This window comes from Streptomyces sp. NPDC028991 (genome assembly GCF_055564775.1).
In genome coordinates, this window is sequence record NZ_JBVHVP010000030.1 from 61,401 (window position 1) to 64,802 (window position 3,402).

General features: G+C 64.3%; 3 protein-coding genes and 1 pseudogene. 2 read left to right on the plus strand and 2 right to left on the minus strand.

Translation table 11 applies throughout. From position 1 onward, the window contains the following. Positions 1-152 precede the first annotated feature (152 nt). Positions 153-920 (minus strand): transposase, encoded by a 768-nt coding sequence (locus ACZ4V1_RS32885; RefSeq protein WP_468343774.1) that lies wholly within the window; start codon positions 918-920, stop codon positions 153-155. Between the two features lie 89 nt (positions 921-1,009). Here ACZ4V1_RS32885 and ACZ4V1_RS32890 point away from each other — a divergent pair, with 89 nt between their 5' ends. Continuing rightward, positions 1,010-1,780, plus strand: coding sequence for a transposase family protein (locus ACZ4V1_RS32890; protein WP_468343777.1), 771 nt, complete (start codon positions 1,010-1,012; stop codon positions 1,778-1,780). Between the two features lie 4 nt (positions 1,781-1,784). Beyond that, on the plus strand, positions 1,785-2,495 hold the full coding sequence (locus ACZ4V1_RS32895; RefSeq protein ID WP_468343780.1) for a hypothetical protein: 711 nt from the start codon (positions 1,785-1,787) through the stop codon (positions 2,493-2,495). Between the two features lie 721 nt (positions 2,496-3,216). Here ACZ4V1_RS32895 and ACZ4V1_RS32900 read toward each other — a convergent pair. Continuing rightward, positions 3,217-3,402 (minus strand): annotated as a pseudogene (locus ACZ4V1_RS32900) (NF041680 family putative transposase); the annotation flags it as partial.

Here is a 3,402-nt window from a genome sequence, read left to right on the forward strand (position 1 = left end):
CCTCCCCTTCCCCGACGACGGGGGGGGAGAGCCCCCCCCCCCCCCCCCACCCACCCCCCCCCCCCCCCCCCCCCCCCCCCCCCCCCCCCCCCCCCAGGCCCGGTCTCCCGTGGGTCTCCCGTGGACCTCTCAGGTCCCGCATGCGGCGGGAGTCATCCCGTGAGGGCGAGGTTGTGTAGGCGGGCAACGCCGTGCATCGCGTGGCGCACACCGTCGCCTCTCAAGCGGCAGTCGCGCAGGATCTTCCAGGTCTTCATACGGGCGAAGGCGTGCTCGACGCGGGCGCGAACCCGTTTGTGGCTCTTGTTGTGGGCCTCCTTCCACTCGGGCAGTTCCTCGCCCTTGCGCCGGCGGTGCGGCATGATCAGCCCGGTACCCAGGTAGCCGCCGTCCGCGATCGTCGTAGTGTTGCCGACCGCCCGCTTGGCACCGGACTCGACCCAGGCCAGGCAGTCGTTGCGGTTCCCCGGCAGCGGCTGGCCGACCACCACGACCAGGCGGGTGTTGGCGTCGATGACCACCTGGTGGTTCGTCGAGTAGCGATAGTTCTTCGACTGCTCGGCGACCTGGTGGTCGCGGGTAGGTACCAGTGTCCCGTCCACGATCAGCACCGCGTCCTTGGCGAAGCGCCTGCGCGGGGCCAGCGCGAGCCTGGGGCCGAGGTCGTCGATGACGCGATCGGCGGTGGACTTGGACACTCCGAAGAACGGCGCGAGCTGGCGCAGGCTCAAGTTGGTGTGCCAGTACGCGGCCACCAGTAACACCCGGTCCTCCGGGGACAGCTTCCACGGTCGGCCACGGCCCGGCGCGTCTCCGCCCTCGCGGCGCAGCTGCCTCATCAACTTGCCGAAGGCGCGCGGGCTCAGTCCGGCGAACGGGGCTATCCAGGACGGATCAGACGCCGTGATCACACCAGCCACGGCCGAGATCATCTCACGGCAAGATCACTTACGGGACGACCCTTAGATGGGTTTTCGACCAAGACAACTGGCTCCACCAGAGGCTTCACGTGCTTGTCTACCCGTCGGGCGTCGACGTGTCCAGCTCCGCCCTTCGCTTCCTCACGCAGCAGCTGCGGCGCCACCGCCGCGCGATCGTTTCCCGGTGGCGGCGCCTGAGCGCCGGCCGCCAGGCCCTGCTCACTCTCGCCTATCTGCGGGTGGGACACACCTATGCCCAGCTCGGAGCCGGGTTCGGCATCGGCACCACGACGGCCTACCGCTATGCCACCGAAGCGGTCGAGCTCCTGGCCGCTCTCGCCCCCGGCCTGACCGACGTGGTGCGGACCGCGTCGGCGAAGGCCTACCTGGTCCTGGACGGCACCCTCCTGCCCGTCGACCGCACCGCAGCGGGCCGGCCGTTCTACTCCGGCAAACACAAGAAGCACGGGACGAACGTACAGGTCATCGCCGACCCCTTCGGCCGGCTGCTGTGGGCCTCACCGGCCCTGCCCGGCGCCGTCCACGACATCCGTGCGGCTCGCGAACACGGCATCGTCGACGCCCTCGCCGAGGCAGACATCCCATGCTGGGCCGACAAGGCATACCGAGGCGCCGGCGGCACCGTCCGCACCCCGTGCCTGGGGACGATGGGACACCCTCTCCGCAGACCAGCAGGCGGTCAACCGGTCCCACACAAAGATCAGGGCCCTCGTCGAGCAGGCCACGCCACCCTCAAATCCTGGCGACTCCTCCGCAAACTGCGGTGCTCGACCACCCGGATCACCAGCCTCGTCCAAGCCTGGCTGCGCCAAAGACACGGGAGCGCAACCGAATTCTAAGGATATGGGAGTCAATAAGTCCAGCGTCGGACACAAAAATAGTCAGAGCAGGTCGCAGCCGTTTCGCCTACCCATTGATGACTACAGCATAAGCCCCGCCGACTATCATCTCATCGATAAAGCAAAGGCGGTCATCATAAATCAGTGCATGAGTCGACTGGGTAGTAAATACACTGATCCTATCCCGGAAGACCCAGGGTTTCTGGCCTCGAGGCGCTACGGAATTACGGACCTGGAAACTGCGCGTAAGTACGGCTATCACATGCCTAAATCGGAAAATAGGCAGGCGGGGGGAAGTTTTCAGAAGCCGACGAAGCAAGAGCGAATTCTTCTATTTGGTGCGAGTGGCAAGAGGGTGCACTTTTCTGCCGGGAAAAAGGTTCCTGTTGGCGGGTGTAGCGGAGAAGCGGAATCGATAATATCCGGAGGTCGCGTACCTGAATCTTCGATTGCTATTGCTCAAAATGTAGACGTCGAAAGCTTTGCAGCTTCACAGAAGGATCCGTCATTCATCAAGGCAAACGCGGAGTGGTCGGAGTGTATGGCGGGGGGCGGCTACAATTACAACTCGCCGCTGGCGGCGATATCTGACCCGAAATTCCAGGAGGCAAGTGAAGCTACGGAGAAGGAAAAGAAGGTGGCCGAGAAAGACGTAGAGTGCAAGATTGAGACAAGGCTAATGGCTGTATGGAGCGAAATAGAGGGAAAGAAGTAGCGTCGCATGATCAGCGTAAACATGGATGATCTGCGCGATTTGCAAGCGTTTCAGGCTCGAGAGGTCGAAACGGCGCGCAAAGTATTGTCGAATTTGTAACTGAACCGTCCGAGCGGATGCAGGGGCGGCATGCATTCATCGCTGCGCCTGACCCCTCGTCCCCCGTGTTGAGATCCGGTAGTCGCCGACCGGACCTTGCGGTGTCCGAGGGGCGGGCAGCAGGTGGGCCGGGATCTGGTGACCGTGGCGGCGCATGATCTGCCGGCGCGCACGGCCGGGGGAGGGGAACGGGCGCACGCTCATCCGGGCAGCATGGCAGACGATCACCGAGAGTCCGGCCATTGCGTCAACACGGTGCTGGTCGCCTCGTCAGTGAGCTTGACGTTTAACCTCAAGGGTCGGCCCGCGTCATCGCGGGGACTTCACTGCATGTCCAATCGCGATGAGGCCGACACCGACAACCAGGAGCGATGGGGAGCGCAAGTTCCAGCTGATCAGTATCAGGATCGCCCCTGCTCCCCAGAGTCTGGGTTGCCGTACTCGCTGCTGGAGCCATCGACTGGGCATACGGCCGAGCAGTAGAGCGTGTACCCCGATGACGGCCAGGACGATGGCGAGGGCGACCAACACAAAGCCCAGCACAAGGAACGTGAACAAATCCTTCCCCCTTTCTTCTGGTTGTCGCGCCGCATCGCTATCCAACCCGACTGCCGCGGAGGTCTCACTGCCGGGGCGGGTGTGACGCTTGACGCCGGGGCTTGGTACCAACTTTGTGATGGGCCGGACGGGTGTATGCCTCGCCGGTCGCGAGGACCCTCCCCACTTCATGGCGGGTGGCCAGCTGACGGTTCTTCGAGCCCGAAGGCCGTCCAGGTCCGGGACGAGATGGTTTTGGTGCACCGGCTGG

Excerpts from the sequence above, each read along its gene's own strand:
- ACZ4V1_RS32895 (WP_468343780.1), top strand. The coding sequence starts at position 1,785 with ATGGGAGTCAATAAGTCCAGCGTCGGACACAAAAATAGTCAGAGCAGG.